The organism is Crocosphaera sp. XPORK-15E (genome assembly GCF_034931425.1).
GTDB lineage: Bacteria > Cyanobacteriota > Cyanobacteriia > Cyanobacteriales > Microcystaceae > UHCC-0190.
The window spans coordinates 138,836-157,125 of sequence record NZ_JAYGHQ010000017.1 but is presented as its reverse complement, the minus strand read 5'-3'; the positions used below and the strand labels follow the sequence as shown (position 1 = coordinate 157,125).

The following is an 18,290-nucleotide window of genomic DNA, read 5'->3' as shown; positions in this document are numbered from 1 at the left end:
TTTATATCGCACTCGCCAAAAATTTTTAGATTAGGGGTACTTGACAAAAAAAGTAGATTAACCTAGTATGGTAAATGGTCTGTATGGGGCTATAACTCAGTTGGTAGAGTGTCACAATGGCATTGTGAAAGTCAGCGGTTCGAGTCCGCTTAGCTCCATTTTAACCCAATGTCGGGCAGAATTCCCTCATCCTCGTGATTGTTAGGGATGAATGTCCGACCCAAAAATAAACTACGAAGTATCCATTTTCTCTTATCTTGTGTTATACTTTTATCATAAACAATTTTCGTGTGAAACCATTGTACAGAGCAGTAAAGGTAAGAATATACCCAACATCTGAGCAATCCCAAAAACTTAGCCAAGTGATGGGATGCTCACGGTGGTGGTGGAATTATGCTTTGAATCTGTGCAATGAGACTTACAAGGAAACAGGTAAAGGGTTGAGTCGGGTAGCCCTCAATAAAGTTTTACCAAAGCTCAAAAAAGATGAAACAACTGCATGGCTAAAGGAATGTTATTCTCAAGTCTTACAGTCAACAACTTTGAACTTGACTAAAGCTTTTAAGAACTTTTTTGAGAAAAGAGCCAAGTATCCTAGATTCAAGTCTTATCATGGGAAACAATCTTGTCAATATCCTCAGAACTGCGAGGTAGTAGATAGAGGCGTAAAAGTTCCCCAAGTGGGTGTGATTAAAGCTTCTATTCACAGAGTATTTGAAGGTCAACTCAAGACTGTTACTATTACTAAAACACCAACAGGAAAATATTATGCGTCATTGTTATTTGACACTGAACAAGAAATTCCAACCCCCCATGTCCCCCCTAATAGGGGGGATGTAAGGGGGGTTAAAACGGTTGGTATCGACTTAGGACTAAAAGACTTCTGTATTACCCATGATGGACAAAAAACATCTAAATATGCCAATCCTAAACATCTTAAAAAACATGAGAAAAACTTATCCAGAAAACAAACTAAATTAGCCCGTAAGAAAAAGGGAAGTAAATCAAGAGAAAAAGCACGAAAGCTAGTAGCTAGAGTTCACGAACGTATTAGTAATGCCCGTCAAGACTTTCTACATAAATTATCAAGAAAAATTGTCAATGATAATCAAGTAGTGGTCGTTGAGAATTTGAACGTCAAGGGTATGGTTCGTAATCACAACTTAGCTAAAGCTATTTCTGATGTCGGATGGGGAATGTTTGTCAATTTTCTTGACTATAAACTACAACAAAAAGGCGGTTTCTTAGTAGAAATTGATAGATGGTTCCCGTCCTCTAAAACTTGCTCTAATTGCCTGTATCAAATGTCAGAAATGCCATTAGATGTAAGCGAATGGACAAGTCCTGCGTTGTGGAACACACCATGATCGTGATGAAAACGCCAGCAAAAACATTAGAGCAGAAGGCATCAGACAACTTGCCCTGCTTGCCCTGCTTGCCCTGCTTGCCCTGAGCCAAGCCGAAGGGAGCCAAGCCGAAGGGAGCCAAGCCGAAGGGAGCCAAGCCGAAGGGTTATCGGTCTTAGGAACTAGGACTGCTGCTGAAGGAGGGGAAGTAAGACCTTCATGTGGTCGTAAGTCTGTCTTGAGGCATTCCCCTGTGAGTTCAGAAGCCCCAACTTCAGCGTAAGCAAGTTGGGGTAGTTCACAAGTTGTAACTGCTAATTGCAATCTTTCTTTGCCCATTCTCCGTATAATAGTAAAATATATGTCTTGATAGATACGGAGGGCTAATCGATTGTCCAAGCTAGTCAACGTTGCTATACTAGGAGCGACAGGGGCCGTTGGCACTGAGTTACTCGAACTCTTAGACAGCCGCAACTTTCCTATTGCGAGTCTCAAACTCTTGTCTTCTCCTCGCTCAGCAGGAACAACTCTGACGTTTAAAGGAGAAAAAATCAAGGTTGAGGCCGTAGAAGCGACTTCCTTTAAGGGAGTTGACTTAGTATTAGCGTCTGCGGGAGGCTCTACCTCTAAGGCTTGGGCAAAAACTATCGTTGACTCAGGGGCCGTGATGGTGGATAATTCCAGTGCCTTCCGTATGAACCCAGATGTGCCTCTAATTGTTCCAGAAATCAACCCGGAAGCGGCGGCTAACCATCAGGGAATCATTGCTAACCCTAACTGTACCACCATTCTCCTAGCTGTGGCTATTTACCCCTTACATCAATTTCAACCGATTAAGCGTATTGTGGTAGCTACCTATCAGTCTGCTAGTGGGGCCGGGGCCAGAGCAATGGAAGAGGTTAAAATTCAATCTCAAGCCATTTTAAACGGAGAAGCCCCTCAAGCGGAAATTTTACCCTATCCTTTGGCTTTTAATCTTTTTCCCCATAACTCCCCCTTAACGGATACGGGATATTGTGAAGAAGAGATGAAAATGGTCAACGAAACCCGTAAAATATTTAATGAGCCTACTTTGAAAGTTACCGCTACTTGTGTACGGGTTCCCGTATTGCGGGCCCATTCAGAAGCCATTAACTTAGAGTTTGGCAAGCCTTTTCCAGTGGCTAAGGCACGGGAGATTATTGCTCAAGCTCCAGGGGTGCAACTCCTAGAAGATTGGCAGCAAAACTATTTCCCTATGCCGATAGATGCTTCTGGGAAAGATGATGTCTTAGTCGGTAGAATTCGTCAAGATATTTCTCATCCTTGTGGCTTAGAATTATGGCTTTGTGGTGATCAAATTCGCAAAGGGGCGGCATTAAATGCGGTACAAATTGCTGAATTGTTGATGGACAAAGATTGGCTTAAACCCACCAAGACTAAAGAAATCACGGTTTAAATATTAAAGAAAAACCAGTTTGAAAATTGACCACTGAGATAACTGTAACTGATAACAAAACGAATGAGTGAGCCAAGTTTTGGAAGGGTAATCACCGCCATGATAACGCCCTTAGATGGAGATGGGAATGTTAATTATGCTGTTGCTGAAGAATTGGCTGCTTATTTGGTGGCCAATGGTAGTGATGGGTTGGTGATTTCTGGGACAACGGGAGAATCACCGACTTTGAGTTTGTCAGAAAAATATCAGTTATTTCAGGTGGTTAAAAACGCAGTCGGAAATAGGGCAAAAGTGATCGCGGGTACAGGAACAAATGCGACTAACCACAGCGTAGAAATGACGCAAAAAGCTGCTACAATGGGATTAGATGGATCTTTACAGGTGGTTCCTTATTATAATAAACCACCCCAAGAAGGACTTTATGAACATTTTAAAACAATTGCTCAAAGTGTAGGCGATTTCCCGATAATGTTGTATAATATACCTGGGCGCACTGGACAGAATCTTCTGCCAGAAACCGTTATCAAATTAGCAAAAATCGATAATATTATTGCTATTAAAGAAGCGAGTGGAAATTTAGAACAAGCCTGTAAAATTCGCCGAATGACTGACCCATCTTTTTTAATTTATGCGGGAGATGATTTTTTGACTTTACCTTTACTTACGGTTGGCGGGACTGGCATTGTTAGCGTGGCCAGTCATCTAGTTGGCAAAGAAATTCAATCTATGATCCAGGCTTTTGAAAATGGTCAAGTGAAAATAGCCACCGAGATTAATTTGAAACTTTTTCCCTTATTTAAAGTCTTATTTTGTAGCACTAATCCAATTCCCATTAAAGCGGCCCTAAATTTACTAGGATGGAAAGTGGGGGGGTTAAGACTGCCTTTACTGGAGCTTTCGACTGAGTTGCAACAAGAAGTTAAATCGGTTTTGCAAGAATTATCCCTGATTGAAGGCTGACAGAATAGTCAAAATTAGCTAGTCTAAGCTGAATAATCAAGCATCTTTAAACAGTAGATTTCAAGGTTATTAAATTGCTCTACCTAGCAGTTTTTATTAAGATTCTCAATTTTTTACCAAAAGGTTCATAACTGAATGACTTTAACTTTAAGGAGCCAAATGAGTCCAACTAAAAAACAACCGACGCTGAAAATTATTCCCTTGGGGGGATTACATGAAATCGGCAAAAATACCTGTATTTTTGAGTATGATGATGAGATCATTCTTTTAGATGCGGGACTGGCCTTTCCTACGGATGAAATGCACGGGGTCAATATTGTTCTCCCTGACATGACCTATTTACGGGAAAATCGTCATAAAATTAAGGGAATGATTGCCACCCATGGCCATGAAGATCATATTGGTGGTATTCCCTATCATTTGAAGCAATTTGATATTCCCATTATCTATGGGCCAAGACTGGCCATGGCCTTATTACGGGATAAATTAGAAGAAGCAGGGGTGAGCGATCGCACCACCTTACAAACCGTTGGCCCAAGAGAAAAGATACAGATGAGTCCTTCCTTCATGGTTGAATTCATCCGTAATACCCATTCCATTGCCGATAGTTTCACCGTTGCCATTCATACGCCTTTAGGGGTTGTGATCCACACGGGAGACTTTAAAATTGATTACACCCCTATTGATGGGGAAAACTTCGACTTACAAAGATTAGCCGAACATGGAGAGAAAGGTGTACTCTGTTTGCTCAGTGACTCCACCAACTCAGAAGTGCCTGGGATGACCCCCTCCGAGCGTTCAGTCTACCCTAACTTGGATCGCATTATTTCCCAAGCACCAGGGCGGTTAATGATCACCACCTTCGCATCTTCAGTGCATCGGGTCAATATTATCCTGCAATTAGCGCAGAAAAATCAGCGAAAAGTTGCGGTAGTGGGACGTTCCATGTTAAATGTCATCGCCCATGCGAGAACCCTAGGCTATATAAAATGTCCTGATGACGTATTCATTCCCCTGAAAGCGGCCCGAAATTTACCTGATGAGAAGGTCTTAATTTTAACCACCGGATCACAAGGGGAAACCTTAGCGGCCATGACCCGCATTTCCAAAGGAGAACATCCCCATATTAGAGCGCGTCAAGGGGATACGATCGTCTTTTCTGCTAACCCCATTCCTGGGAATACTATTGCTGTTGTTAACACCATTGATCGCTTAATGATGCAAGGGGCCAACGTGATCTATGGTCGTCATCATGGCATTCATGTCTCCGGCCATGGGGCCCAAGAGGAGCAGAAATTAATGCTGGCCTTAACCCGTCCGAAGTTCTTTGTTCCGGTTCACGGGGAACACAGAATGTTAGTGAAACACGCCCAGACCGCTTATAGTATGGGTGTTCCGGCGGAAAATATGGTCATTATCAATAATGGGGACATTGTAGAATTGTCAGCCGATAGTATTGGGGTGACGGGAGAAGTGTCTTCTGGTATTGAATTAGTAGATCAAGCTGGTGTTGTGCATGAACACGTGATGCAAGATCGTCAACAATTAGCCCAAGATGGGGTGGTGACGGTAGCGGCCCCCATTAGTTGGGACGGTCAATTATTGACTCCACCACAAGTGCATTTACGGGGTGTGGTGACGAAAGTTGAACCATCTTTGCTGCGACAATTGATTATTCGGGCCATTGAAAATCTATTAGAGAATCGCTGGGCCGAATTTACCTCAAAAGGACGGACAACCAAAGTTGACTGGTCATTGCTACAAGCAGAAATTGAAGGAACCTTACAGCGACTCGTAAAACGGGAATTACGCAGTTATCCGTTGGTGGTGTTTCTCTTGCAAATGCCAGAACAACCCCTAGAAACGGAACAACCCCCAGAAACGGAACAACCCCCAGAAATGGAAAAACCACAGACATCGACTAAAACCTATCGTCGTCGTCGTTCCACCGCCTCAGCGACTTTGTAAGTCACGGCTGTAGGGGCCAACGGCCGTTTGCCCCTGGCTCTTAATAACAACTGTTCAGATGTATGGTAGTAGGGGCTTAATAATATTAAGCCCCTACTGCTGTTACCCTATAACTTTTCTTAAGGCCCCCATAAACCCGTAAACTAGAAAGTGGCCATATTTGGTAACGCAGTTAGAAATATAAAAGGAAACATCATGGCAACAACTTCAGATCCGAATCAAAAAACGCCCCTAGAAATCCGAGAAATTCAAGAATTAGCGATCGCTATCTCGGCAAAAAATATCAATCCCACCATGCTTTCTCAAGAGTTTCTCAAACAAACTGGTATTGTTCCCAATGAGTGGGAATTAGGGAAACAACCTGTTTTGGGGCCGAATTTATCTCAAGTCACTTTCCAAAATGGTGTCAGTATTGTTGCTCAACCCCGCAACATCACCTTTATGGAGTCTATTGGCACCAAAAACCCTAGTGAACTTAATATCCCTAATATTGCTCGTCAGTATGTGGACAAACTGTCTAATGCTGAGTATCAAGGGTTGTCTATTAGTCCCAAAAGTTTGATTCCCTTTCCGGGGAGTGAAAATGGGGCCAGAAATTATATTACGAGAACCTTACTATCTCCTGGCCCTTGGCAAGATTATGGTAAAGCTCCTGTACAGGCAGGATTGAATTTATTGTATCAGCTAGATCGTTGTCAGTTTAGTCTGAGTATTAATGAAGCTAAAATCCAAATGCCGGATCAATCTTCCATTCCTGCTTTATTATTTGCGGGCAATTTTAACTACAATGTGGGTAGTAATAGTCCACAAGAAATATTGGAACAGTTAAAAAAGGGAATTGATGATTGGAGTTCAGATTTGAAAGACTTTCAGGAAATTGTCAATCAGCGATTTTTAGCACAACAACAAGAAAGTCTTTTTCCTGGTGCATAATCTGTGAAATTGCTCAATTTTTAACCTTGTTCCGTGAGAAGTACCCCGATTTTTTACCAAATAGTAAAAAATCGGGGTTTTGTGATTTTTAAATCATGGTGCAAGATCTCAGTTTTAGCTTAATTGTTTTATTACATCAATGTTTGCTAGATTAGAAGTAGATTGTCACGATTAGTGAACAAAATGGACGAGATCATGTTTGGGCAGCCTTTACTCCTAATAGTGGGAGGAATCTTAGTGATTTTATCTACTTTATTATATTTTGCATTTTATGGGCAACAAATACAACTAATTAGGAAAACAAACAAAAACAGTAAACAAGGAAAAGCAGAAAGTGATTTCAAGGAAATCAGAAAAGAACCAATAAATAATCAAAAAGAATTACTTCAAATAATTGTTGACAATATTCCAATTATGTTGGCTTTTTTTGATAAAGATTATAATGTTAAGTGGATTAATAAAGAATGGGAAAATGTTTTAGGTTCTAGTTTAGAAGATATTAAAAAGCGAGATATTTTAGCTGAATTATATCCTGATCCTATCTATCGTCAGTATGTAATCAATTTTATTAAATCTGCCCAACAGACTTGGGGAGACTTTAAAACTACCTTACCCAATGGCACTATTCTTGATACGGCCTGGATGAATATACGTCTGTCGGATGGTAGTAATATCGGCATTGGACAGGATATTAGTAAACGAAAAGAAATGGAACTTGCCTTGCAAAAGTCAGAAGCAAAATATCGTTTATTATTTGAAGAAAATCCTCATCCTTTATGGGTATATGATTTAGAAACATTACAATTTCTAGAAGTTAATGAAGCCGCAATTAAACATTATGGTTATTCCCGTGAAGAATTTTTAGAAATGACCATAGAAAATATTCGTCCTGCGTCAAATATTCCTATGTTAACAAAGTTTCTAACAACCCATAAGAATCAGATCAATAAATCTGGGGTTTGGCAACATAAAAAGCGTCATGGAGAACTGATTTATGTCGAAATTACTTCCCAGAAAATCATGTATTTAGAAAGAGAAGCTAGACTGGTTTTAGTCAATGATATCACTGAGAATCTTAAGGCTAAAATGGAGTTAAAAAAAAGTGAGAAGCGTTTTCGACAAGCGATTATTCATGCACCGTTTCCGATTATTATTCATGCTGAAGATGGAGAAATTTTACAAATTAATGATACTTGGACTGAGTTAACTGGATATACTCATGATCAGATTCCAACTATGGATGATTGGATAGAAAAAGCCTATGGAGAAAAGAAAGAGATTATTCGTGCAATTATTGAGCGTCTCTATCATTTAGATTGCAAAGTTGATGACGGAGAATTTACGATTAAAACGGCTCAAGGAGAAGAAAAAACTTGGCAATTTAATTCGTCACCTTTGGGAAGACTTTCTGATGGAAGACGCATAGTTATTTCTATGGCAATTGATGTAACTCAGCGCAAACAAGCAGAAGAAAAATTACGTTATGATGCATTACATGATGCTTTAACTGGCTTACCAAATCGACTTTTATTAATGGAGCGATTAGCACAATCAATTGAACGAGCTAAACGCCATAAAAATTATCGATTTGCTCTTATTTTTCTGGATTTAGATCGCTTTAAAATTATTAATGATAGTCTGGGCCATAGCATCGGTGATCACCTGTTAATTCTCATTGCTTCTCACTTAAAAAATTCTGTTCGTGCTGTTGATACCGTGGCTCGTTTAGGAGGAGATGAATTTATTATATTATTGGATGATTTACAGGAAGAAATTGAAGCATTACATATTGCAGACAGAATTATTGAAGCCATAAAAACACCATTTAAAATAGATAATCAGGAAGTCTTTACAACAGCCAGTCTGGGAATTGCTTTTAATAAACAAGAAAATGAAAATGCTGATCATATCCTGAGAAATGCTGATTTAGCAATGTATAAGGCGAAGGCACAAGGTAAGTCACGTTATGTTATTTTTGATCAAGAAATGCACGCTCAAGCGCAAAAATTGCTTGAGCTAGAAACTAATTTGAGATTAGCCCTTAAAAATCAAGAATTCCTGCTTTATTATCAACCAATTCTCTCTCTTTCAACTCAAAATTTAGTTGGTTTTGAAGCTTTAGTGCGGTGGCAACATCCCCAAAAAGGCTTAATTTCTCCTGATCATTTTATTCCGGTTGCAGAAGAAATAGGGTTAATTATTCCTTTGGGGGAATGGGTTTTATTAGAATCTTGTCGTCAATTAAAGCGTTGGCAACAGCAATATTCTCAGTTGCAACATTTAAAAATAAGTGTTAATCTGTCAAGTCAACAACTCAAAGATCACCAGATTGTTGAAAAAATTGATAATATTCTGAGTCAAACTGGATTAGATCCCAATTGCTTAAAGCTTGAGATTACAGAAAGTATGCTGATGGAAAATAAAAGCATTGCTAGAGATATTTTATTACAATTAAGGGAACGGGGAATAGAGATAAGTATTGATGATTTTGGGACGGGTTATTCTTCTTTAAGCTATCTTCATCATTTACCTGTTGATAGTTTAAAGATTGATCGTTCTTTTGTGATTAATATGAATCAAAGTGAAGATAATATAAGAGTGACTGAAGCAATTATTACTTTAGCACATCATTTACAGCTTGATGTGATTGCTGAAGGAATAGAAACGGAAAAAGATTGGCATCAATTACAAGAATTAGGGTGTGAATTTGGTCAAGGATATCTCTTTTCTAAACCGTTGCCAAGTCAAGAAATTGAGGCAAAACAGTTTTTATTTGAATTTTGATTAAAATGTGGTTTTAGGTGGCTTTTAAAGTTAATTCTTAGGGCTAAAGTCCTTACTACAAACGTAGATTATTTATGCTTTATTTACCTTTAAAGACCGTAAACGGTTTAAGGCTGCGGCTAGTTCAAAGCGGCGAAATAAGACAAAATCTCCTTGGGGAAACTCACTTAAAATATCTAAGCTTTTACTATTAACGTCTATTATAACATTATCTAAAATTTCTGACAAGGTATTTTGACGATTCATGTATTTATTTTTAGCATAAATAATCGCTGCAGCAATGGCACGTAATTGTCCCGTTTCAACAATTTGTTCAACAGCAGTTAAGTCAATATCTTCTGTCCCAAAAACTACTTCATCTACATCCCTAACTTTTACTTTAACTTCTCGTTTTCCTCGACTGGGATCAATACTATCAGCAAGGGGAATTCTTGGAGTAATTGTGCCAAACTTTTTACCCCCTTCTCTTATCCTTTCATTGGGAGTTTGTTGAGCAATTAGTTTAGCTTTTTCTGTAACATCATGAGGTTGAAAATTGTCCATAGCAATGACAGTATTAGCGACATCAAAGTAGTCGCCACTTCCTCCCATAACTAATATAGTAGATACTCCATACTCTGTATATAATTGTTGAATTTTATCAATAAATGGGGTAATGGGTTCTTTATCTTTTGCAATTAACTGTTGCATCCTGTGATCGCGGATCATAAAATTAGTAGCGGCAGTATCTTCGTCTACTAATAACACCTGAGTTCCTACTTCTAATGCTTCAATAATATTGGCTGCTTGGGAAGTGCTACCACTGGCATTTGTGCTTGAAAAATTATCAGTTGATCTCTGTTGAGGCAACTGATTAATAAATGGGGAAATATCTACTCCGACAATACTTCTGCCATCTTCTGCCCTAATTTTTACGGCTGATGGATCGCTGATAACGAATTCTCTACCATCTCCAGGAATATGATTATAAATCCCTAATTCTATGGCGCGTAATAAGGTAGATTTTCCATGATAACCACCGCCAACAATTACAGTAATACCTTGGGTAATTCCCAGACCTTTGATTAATCCTTGGTTGGGACAATTAAAAGATACTTCTAGAGATTTAGGTGATTGAAAGGGGATATAATTAGTTTCTAAAGGATGAGCATCAACACCACTTTTACGAGGTAAAATAGAGCCATTAGCAATAAAAGAAACTAAACATTTTTGAGGTAATTCTTGACGTATCCAGTCCGCATCTTCTGCGGTTTCAACTTGTTGTTGAATTGCTTTTGAATCTAAGGCAGAATATTTTAAAGATTGCTCAATAATATTAGGAATATCTTCACATAACATTTGAGCCGCTTGACGACCTAAAATAGTGCGTCCTCTGGCGGGAAGTCCCACAAAAAAACGAATTTCTATAGTTTCATTATTGACAGTTGCTGCTGTTCTTTGTAATATTTCTTGTCCGACTTTAACAATGCTAATTAAACCACTTTTACCCGTTCCTCTGGGACTACTTATTTGATAACAAGCTTGATAAAATTGACGGATCAAATAATCTTCTAAAGCAACCTTTCTGCTATGATTTTGATAAAGATTAGGCGGGAATTTAGCGACAGATTGAGGTATTTTTATAATCAGTTTACTAGGAGAAGCAAAGGGATCACCTTGAATATGTTCAATGATTAAGGTAAAATCAGGAAATTGATAACTTCCCTTAATATCTTTATAAGCTTTATAACCTCGTCCATCAAGTTGTAATAGGTGATTAAATAAGTCCTGATTGTTCATGATAATAATCTATAATAAAGAAGGATAAAGGATTATTTTATGATGTTTTTCCAAAGTTATACACAACCCGAAACCCATTATAATAGCTACGATTATTACGTTGAACTTTATTACGGGTTGCAGAACGACAATAAAAAGGAAAACCACCCCAAGAACCCCCACGCATGGGCGAATATTGCTCATTTCCATCTAACCAAATGTTACCATCTTTTGGGGCATTTTTGTAATTTTCATGCCAAGTATCTGCACACCATTCCCATACATTACCGTGCAGATCATATAAACCAAAATTATTGGGATGAAATTGACCAATTTCAGTGGTTTGTTCACGATAAATTCCGAGGTTTTCTTGTTGATAAGTCGTCCGACTATTATAATTAGCTAATTCACTGGTAATGGTTTCACCAAAATGGAAGGGAGGATAGGTTTCTTCTCCATCAATTCCTCGATAATTACTAGGGTTAAGAATAGCACGACAAGCATATTCCCATTGTGCTTCACTAGGTAGTGTAACATCTATTCCTATAGTTTGAGATAGCTTTTCACAAAATTCTAAACAATCATAAAAAGAAACGTTTTCAATCGGTCTATTTTTCCCTTTAAAATAAGCAGGATTATTTCCCATTATTGTTTCCCATTGTGCTTGAGTAATGGGATATTTACCTAGACAAAAAGAAGACAGTGTCACCCAATGTCTGGGTTGTTCATCTTTACTACCTCGACTTTCTAATTTAGGACAACCCATGAAAAATTTACCCCCTTTAATTGCAACCATTTCTAAAGAAATACTTTGTCCTAAGTCAATGCTAAAGGATTGATTTTCTTGCATTTTACGATCAATAATTTCTCCTTTTTTATTAACAGTAATGACTTCAAATTGAAAGGGTTTAAGGGAACTAATGCGGTTTTTATCTGGTTTTCTTGAGGGGGGAGGTTGGGAAAGTGTGGGAGGTGTAGGAGGTGTGGGATGTGTGGGATGTGTGGGATGTTGGGGTTGGGGAGGTGTAGGAGGTGTAGGAGGTGTAGGAGGTGTAGAGACTGTGGGTAAAGTATTACTTTTAGACTGATTAAATAAATTAAAAAATAATATTCCTAACCTAATAATAAGAATTCCTAGACTTATCGAAGCCACATAATTAAATAATTGTTCCCAGATAGTTAAAGACGGAAAAGATGAGGAATAAAATACTAATTTTATGCCCCAAGTTATAACAATGCCCAAACTTCCCCAGGCCGCATAATTAAGCAATTTTACCCTTTTCATTAAACTATTTTTAGGCGTTGTTTCAGATTGAGTTAATTCTAGGGGTGATGGTTGAGTAATAACTAAAGGTTGAGATGAAAAAGATGGTAAATTTAACGATTGTAAAACTTCATTAGCACTTTTATAACGATCTTGGGCTAAATGTGCTAACATTTTATCCAAAATATTAGCTAAATCTGCATCAATTTTTTGTCCTTGATTTTGGAGAACTTTTCGCCATAACCAAGTGGCAGTATTACCGTCATAAATTGGGTCAGTTTGATTATTTTCAGAGGGTAAACATCCCGTCATTAAGCGAACACAAGTTGCGCCTAAACTATAAATATCACTACTAGGTTGAGGGTGTCCCGTCATTTGTTCTATAGAAGCATAACCAGGGGTATAAATTAATGTTCCAACGGTTTTAGAAACCTCTTTAACCCCACCAAAATCAATTAAAACTAATTTACCATCTTGATGACGACGCATAATATTATCGGGTTTAATATCTCGATGTAATAAATTTCTTTGATGGAGATAATCTAAAACAGGGAGTAAATCTTGTAATATAGATTTTATTTTTTCCTTGCTAAATATACCCTCTCGATCAAATTCAGCAATTAAGTCTTCTCCCTCGATATATTCTTCAACTAAATAGAGATAATTTTCTTCTTCAAAATGATCATAAATAGCGGGTATTTGCTCATGTTTTAATGTATCTAAGGTTTCTGCTTCCCGTTTAAATAATTCTTGTGCAGTTGCTAAAGCTTTTCCTTGAATAGCGGCAATAAATTTTTTTAAAACTCGTTTTCTTCCCCGAAAATTTTGGTCTTCTACTAAATAAGTTCGCCCAAAAGTTCCTTCTCCTAAAACCTGAAGGACTTGATAGCGATCGCGGAATTGATAACCTAGAGTAGTTTGGGCTAATTCTTGACCACACCCTTGACAATATTGGTGAGTATTAGGGTTATCAGGAGAGGGACAACTTGGGTTAAGACAATAAAGAGACATGATGTTAAACTATCCTCTCATTAAAATAGAGATGATTGTAAATCTAACGAATATTTATGAATAATTTTAGCATATCTTAAAATATCACCTAAATAATCTATGTTAAGTTTTCAAGTTGCTATATATGAAACAATAAGAAGGAAAGGTGTAATCTATTAATCACATCTTTCCTTCTTATTCTACATCATAATTTCATGATCTTTTGTCTTTTTATTTCCCTTCACCACCCCGACGCTTATGATCGAGAATAAATGATTCTACCAGGCTAACATCTTCTTTAGAACCAATCACGACAGGACTTCTCGCATGAAGTTTATTAGGGACAAGATCTAAGATAGGTTGTAACCCATCACTCGCTTTTCCACCTGCTTGTTCAATCAAAAAAGCTAAAGGTGCAGTCTCATAAAGTAAACGTAATTTACCTTCTGGTTTCTTAATAGTTCCAGGGTATAAAAATACACCACCTTGCATCAAAATTCGGTGAATATCTCCCACTAATGCCCCACTATAACGGGCAGTATAACCTTCATGACGATGGACATAACGAGCATAATCTCGAATAGCTTCATCCCACTGCCAAAAATTACCTTCATTGGTACTATAAACCGGCCCATGATCAGGGATTTTAATATTTTCTTGGGCCAAAATAAATTCCCCTAAACTGGGGTCAAGTAAGAAAGAATGAACCCCATGACCAATAGAATAAACCAACATGGTAGAAGGGCCATAAACAATATAACCTGCGGCTAATTGTCCTCGTCCATTTTGCAATAAATCACTACCTTCTCCATCTAAATCATCTCCTGTTTGTTCACGAATAGCAAAGATTGATCCCACACTCAAATTAATATCAACATTGGATGATCCATCAATCGGATCATATAGCAAAGTATAACGACCAATGGGACAATTTTCAGGGATATAATAGGGTTTATCCATCTCCTCAGAAGCAAGACGACAAACTAACCCACTTTGCTTAAAAACGGAGATAAACACATCATTAGCAAAGACATCCATCTTTTTGACGGACTCTCCTTGCACATTGGTTTCTCCGGTAAACCCTAACACATCAGCCATTAAACCGGCCCGACTGAGACGACGGGCGATTAACTTGCCAGCAAGGGCAATGCGGTTCATAATAGCACTGAGATCCTGTGCTTCAGGAGAAAAACTCTTTAATTGCTGTAAAACGTGGCGAGAAAGAGTGGTACAGTCACGGTCAAGGCTATGTTCAGGAATTACGAGAGGCTGTAAACTTGTCATAATAAAGTCAGAAGTTCAGAATATCAATAGGGTGTAGGGTGTAGGGACACCGCTTTAATTCGGAAGTCAATTGTTTGACTTCATCAAGGTTCTTATTGATCTTAATCAAAAATAGTTGAAACTGCGGATAACTTTAGACTAGCTTCATGTTAGGTTAATAATTAATGGTTGTTCACCATGAACAATTAATCAATGTTATTTTAGAAAAGTTAAATTATTAAGGTTAAGGGAGAGAAATTTATCAATGGACAATTGACAATGGACAATTGACAATTGGTTAATTTGGTTGAAAACCTCCTCTTTAAAGGGGATAAATTAAAAAAATTTTCCTTATTTTCAATCCTCTACCTAAAAGGTAGAGGTAATTGTCAATTGTCCATTGTTCATTGTCAATTGTTGAAAGAAACTTATCAATTTAGCCCTGGTTTGAAAAGTAAATTTGCTAAAACCAGAGATTATTTATCTTATGAACAACAAGAGTTAGCCTTTTCTGCCCTCAGAGATTATTTTTTAGTTTGTCATAAAGTTGTGGGGGGTTAAGTTTATTTTAGATTATAAGTAGTAGGACATAAATAAACAATTAACTTTAATTGTGTTCGACTACTTAGCATATTTTGCTTAAGAATGTAAGATCAAAAAGGCTAAACTACTTAATCCTGATGCGGATAATATGGTAGTTTTCCAAGGTATTTTACTGCTATTCCAACTAAGTAAAAGTAAAAAATAAACATCCATAAACACCCGTGAATAATCTAAATAATAACCTAAAATTGTGATGCTACTAAAGATAAACATGAGACTATAAAAACCATTGCTAATTTGTATTAATAAGTTAGTTTGTCGGTTTTGTAGGTAAATGATAAAAATTGCGATAAAACTCATCAATAATAGGATAAAAAGATAAGCTTCAAATAAGTTTCTCCCGTTTAAACCTCCTGTCAAAAGGGCCGTAAATTTGTTGACAATTCCCATTAAAGGAAGCCCAAAGTTATCTTTTACTCTGACTTTTCCAGGTAAATTTAAAAAAGTAATATAAACAGTCCAAAAGATAGGAGGAAGTAAGGCAAATAATAAATATTTTATTTGCTTTATTTTTCCTTGTAAAAGACTTGCTAAAAATAGAGAAAACCAGATAATTAATAATGTCTCTCTAGTCAAACAACCCAAACTAATAAAAATAGCAGTCTCTAGGTATTTATGATCACGATAACAATAAAAAGCTCCGATCAAGAATACGCTACTTAATAAGTCAGCCGTGCCTAAAGATAATACCATCCAAACCCCAGGAATACATAAAGTAAGTAGAGGCTGATATTTAAACCTATTATCCGATTTAAAATAAAGATTAATTATCCAGATAATTGCAATAATTGAAAGCGCATTAATCCCTACCATCATATAGGGAATTAGGGGACGATAACCAAAACTAAAAACATAACTTATTAGGGGATATAAAATACGTCGATACCGATAAATAGGATGATCAAGGGCGTTAATTGTTTCAGGATTTTGTAAAAAAGGATCAAGGGCCAGGCTTAAAAATTGTTGTCCATCATAACCAATTTCTCCTTGATAAATTAAAGCTGTATCAGCATTAAGATAGGGGGAAAGAGGTAAAATTGAACCAATCCGAAAAAATCCCGTAATATTGCCCTCAAATTTGCTAAAATAGAAATAGAGCGTAATAGCAAGAACTACCAGACAAGGGATTAATAAATTAATGATTTCTGGGGAGAGTTTGAACCTAGGACTTTTGAGCATTTTCTCTGAAAATAATTTTTTGTCAAACTGAGATCTTACACCATGATTTAAAAATTACAAAAACCCGATTTTTCAAGACTTAAACCAAGCATAAATTCATTACTATTTGGTCAAAAATCGGGTTTTTTAAGCTAGGTACAAGATCTCAGTCAAAGGTATTCTAGCAAAAGAATGGAGCAAAAAAAATTAATTAGATCTGGTCAGGTTGACCGAGATAGTTTACAATAACAAACGGTAGAATAAAACTCAAAGGAGAAAAACCTTGCCCCATACTATTGTCACTGAAACCTGTGAAGGCGTTGCCGACTGTGTAGATGCTTGTCCCGTGGCTTGTATTCATCCAGGGCCGGGTAAAAATTCCAAGGGAACTGATTGGTATTGGATTGATTTTACGACCTGTATTGACTGCGGAATTTGTTTACAAGTTTGTCCGGTAGAAGGGGCAATTATTCCCGAAGAACGACCAGAATTACAAAAAACGCCCTAACCTTAAGTTAGCATTTTTTTTACGCATAAGTTTAAGGTATTATCATTTTAATTATGGAAAATATCCTCGAAGTTCATGATGTTTATGCCGGATATGTGAAAGATTTGAATATCCTACAGGGCATTAATTTTCGTATTTCTATGGGGGAATTAGTCACCGTAATTGGCCCTAATGGGGCGGGAAAATCTACTTTAGTAAAAACGATTTTTGGACTATTAAAAGCGAATCAAGGTAAAATTATTTTTAAAGGACAGGAGATTACGGGGCTAAAATCTGATGAAATTGTTAAATTAGGAATGTGTTATGTTCCTCAAATTTCTAATGTTTTTTCTGCCCTAACTATCGAGGAAAATTTAGAGATGGGAGCCTTTATTAGTCATGGTTCCTTAAAACAACAAAAAGAACGAATTTACACCATGTTTCCCCGACTTGCTGAGCGTCGTCGTCAACGGGCCGGAACTTTATCAGGGGGAGAAAGGCAAATGTTAGCTATGGGACGGGCCTTAATGCTAGATCCTGATGTGTTATTATTAGATGAACCTTCGGCGGCCTTATCTCCCATTTTAGTTAATAGTGTTTTTGAACAAATCAAGGCCATTAATTTAACGGGAAAAGCCGTTGTTTTAGTGGAACAAAACGCTAAGAAAGCCTTAATGATGGCAGATAGGGGATATGTCTTAGAAAGTGGACGCGATCGCTTTGAAGGAACGGGAAAAGAGTTATTAAACGACCCCAAAGTTGGACAATTATATTTAGGGGCCGCTTATCAAGATACCAGAGATGAAAAATCATAATAATAATTTGAATGTTTTGTGAGTTTTTAATCAGGCAAATAATTCATGTCTATCACTTCATCTAACAGAAAAGGACAATCTTCGGGAAACATATTAAGAGATAAGCCAGTTTCATCAGATGCTAAGCGTTTTGCCCCTTGATAACATTGTTCAAAATTATCTGCTAAAAAAGCCCTTAAACTTGGACTATTTTCTAAACTATCGGCAATTCTTTGGCGATGTTCACTAATTGTATAACGCCAACTATTGCTTCTTTTTTGAGGTTGATACTGATATTTTAGTAAGTGCATTAATAAAATTCTTAAATTACTTTTTAAAGCATTTTTCTCACTTCTCCCCATGCTTTCTAATTCCTCAATAAGATTTGGATAATCAATTTCTAATAATTTACCTTCCCGCAATAAGTTAACTATCCTTTCTAACCATAAATTAAAATCTTCTTGATACAAATTTGATGTTTTTGATGAAATTTGTATTGACATTTTACTTGATTTCCTATTCAAATAATTTGGATAGTAGCTAA

At 37.2% G+C, this 18,290-nt stretch carries 13 protein-coding genes, 1 tRNA gene and 1 pseudogene; 10 read left to right on the top strand and 5 right to left on the bottom strand.

Annotation, left to right across the window (positions count from 1 at the left end; genetic code table 11):
• Positions 1–85: 85 nt before the first annotated feature.
• The 7 genes and pseudogenes from VB691_RS19485 to VB691_RS19455 all read left to right on the top strand — a co-directional run bounded on the left by VB691_RS19485 (position 86) and on the right by VB691_RS19455 (position 9,429).
• Positions 86–158 (top strand) — tRNA-Ala (locus VB691_RS19485).
• A gap of 141 nt (positions 159–299) precedes the next feature.
• Positions 300–1,629, top strand: a pseudogene (locus VB691_RS19480) (RNA-guided endonuclease InsQ/TnpB family protein).
• Positions 1,630–1,737: 108 nt separating this feature from the next.
• Positions 1,738–2,784 carry an aspartate-semialdehyde dehydrogenase gene (locus VB691_RS19475; protein WP_323293186.1) on the top strand — a complete coding sequence of 349 codons (1,047 nt, stop codon included), beginning with the start codon at positions 1,738–1,740 and terminating at the stop codon, positions 2,782–2,784.
• A 63-nt stretch (positions 2,785–2,847) separates the two neighbouring features.
• Positions 2,848–3,744 carry a 4-hydroxy-tetrahydrodipicolinate synthase gene (gene dapA / locus VB691_RS19470; RefSeq protein WP_323293185.1) on the top strand — a complete coding sequence of 299 codons (897 nt, stop codon included), beginning with the start codon at positions 2,848–2,850 and terminating at the stop codon, positions 3,742–3,744.
• A gap of 159 nt (positions 3,745–3,903) precedes the next feature.
• Positions 3,904–5,712, top strand: coding sequence for a ribonuclease J (locus tag VB691_RS19465; protein ID WP_323293184.1), 1,809 nt, complete (start codon positions 3,904–3,906; stop codon positions 5,710–5,712).
• A 195-nt stretch (positions 5,713–5,907) separates the two neighbouring features.
• Positions 5,908–6,645 (top strand): hypothetical protein, encoded by a 738-nt coding sequence (locus tag VB691_RS19460; protein WP_323293183.1) that lies wholly within the window; start codon positions 5,908–5,910, stop codon positions 6,643–6,645.
• Between the two features lie 183 nt (positions 6,646–6,828).
• The gene (locus VB691_RS19455; RefSeq protein WP_323293182.1) at positions 6,829–9,429 is read left to right on the top strand and encodes an EAL and GGDEF domain-containing protein; all 2,601 of its coding nucleotides are present in this window, start codon (positions 6,829–6,831) and stop codon (positions 9,427–9,429) included.
• A 72-nt stretch (positions 9,430–9,501) separates the two neighbouring features.
• On the opposite strand, the gene VB691_RS19450 is transcribed toward VB691_RS19455, so the two are convergent.
• The 3 genes from VB691_RS19450 to fbp form a co-directional block, all read right to left on the bottom strand.
• On the bottom strand, positions 9,502–11,208 hold the full coding sequence (locus VB691_RS19450) for an ABC-ATPase domain-containing protein (protein WP_323293181.1): 1,707 nt from the start codon (positions 11,206–11,208) through the stop codon (positions 9,502–9,504).
• Positions 11,209–11,245: 37 nt separating this feature from the next.
• Complete coding sequence (locus VB691_RS19445) at positions 11,246–13,462, bottom strand: bifunctional serine/threonine-protein kinase/formylglycine-generating enzyme family protein (protein ID WP_323293180.1); 2,217 nt, start codon at positions 13,460–13,462, stop codon at positions 11,246–11,248.
• Positions 13,463–13,672: 210 nt separating this feature from the next.
• Positions 13,673–14,725 (bottom strand): class 1 fructose-bisphosphatase, encoded by a 1,053-nt coding sequence (gene fbp, locus VB691_RS19440; RefSeq protein WP_323293179.1) that lies wholly within the window; start codon positions 14,723–14,725, stop codon positions 13,673–13,675.
• 372 nt (positions 14,726–15,097) lie between these two features.
• Here fbp and VB691_RS19435 point away from each other — a divergent pair, with 372 nt between their 5' ends.
• Positions 15,098–15,265 (top strand): hypothetical protein, encoded by a 168-nt coding sequence (locus VB691_RS19435; RefSeq protein ID WP_323293178.1) that lies wholly within the window; start codon positions 15,098–15,100, stop codon positions 15,263–15,265.
• Between the two features lie 78 nt (positions 15,266–15,343).
• On the opposite strand, the gene VB691_RS19430 is transcribed toward VB691_RS19435, so the two are convergent.
• Positions 15,344–16,486 (bottom strand): AZOBR_p60025 family cell surface glycopolymer formation protein, encoded by a 1,143-nt coding sequence (locus tag VB691_RS19430; protein WP_323293177.1) that lies wholly within the window; start codon positions 16,484–16,486, stop codon positions 15,344–15,346.
• A gap of 262 nt (positions 16,487–16,748) precedes the next feature.
• On the opposite strand from VB691_RS19430, the gene VB691_RS19425 reads away from it, so the two are divergent.
• Together VB691_RS19425 and VB691_RS19420 are read left to right on the top strand one after the other, a co-directional pair.
• Positions 16,749–16,973 (top strand): ferredoxin family protein, encoded by a 225-nt coding sequence (locus VB691_RS19425; protein WP_323293176.1) that lies wholly within the window; start codon positions 16,749–16,751, stop codon positions 16,971–16,973.
• A gap of 53 nt (positions 16,974–17,026) precedes the next feature.
• Positions 17,027–17,767 carry an ABC transporter ATP-binding protein gene (locus VB691_RS19420; RefSeq protein ID WP_323293175.1) on the top strand — a complete coding sequence of 247 codons (741 nt, stop codon included), beginning with the start codon at positions 17,027–17,029 and terminating at the stop codon, positions 17,765–17,767.
• Between the two features lie 26 nt (positions 17,768–17,793).
• Here VB691_RS19420 and VB691_RS19415 read toward each other — a convergent pair whose 3' ends face one another.
• A complete protein-coding gene (locus tag VB691_RS19415) occupies positions 17,794–18,249 on the bottom strand; it encodes a DUF29 domain-containing protein (protein ID WP_323293174.1) in 456 nt (151 codons plus the stop codon).
• Positions 18,250–18,290 lie beyond the last annotated feature (41 nt).